This window comes from Ureaplasma zalophigenitalium, assembly GCF_025780055.1.
Classification (GTDB): Bacteria; Bacillota_I; Bacilli_A; order Mycoplasmatales; family Mycoplasmoidaceae; genus Ureaplasma; species Ureaplasma zalophigenitalium.
The window spans coordinates 1-475 of record NZ_JAOXHJ010000029.1 but is presented as its reverse complement, the minus strand read 5'-3'; the positions used below and the strand labels follow the sequence as shown (position 1 = coordinate 475).

Sequence of the window (475 nt, the reverse complement as noted above, 5' to 3'; positions counted from 1 at the left end):
TTCTTGAAAAAGGATATATGTATATTTCTTATGAAACAAATATATCAGAAACCTTCACTTTTAATTATGTTAACAAAAATAAATATGATAACAATTACTATTATGATGGTTTTTTAAAGGATATTTACAATGTCAATGAAACAACCGCAGCTGTTTCATTTACCACTAAAAGAAGTAATGATAAAAATGATGAATTTTTAAAAGCAGTTAATGTTGGCTTTGATGGTAAAAATGTTGATGTTACTGTGAAAGTTTATGTGGAAGATGATGGTGATTACATAAATCCATTCAATTATGTCAATCATTCTCCAAGTCTTAAAGCAACAAAAACAATGCATTTCGACGATGGTGGGTTAAGAACAATAGAGCTAGATAAAGAAATTAAATTAGCTCCTCATCAAAGGTTTTCGATTGTTGCATCTGTAAAAAATGATAAAAATGATGCAAAAATAAAATTTTCAGATGAAGAGTTTTC

Annotated in this window: 1 protein-coding gene; it reads left to right on the top strand. The window is 27.2% G+C overall.

Annotation, left to right across the window (positions count from 1 at the left end):
* Positions 1 to 17: 17 nt before the first annotated feature.
* The coding region (locus tag OF365_RS03215; RefSeq protein WP_263818171.1) for a lectin like domain-containing protein at positions 18 to 475 on the top strand (458 nt) is incomplete at its 3' end.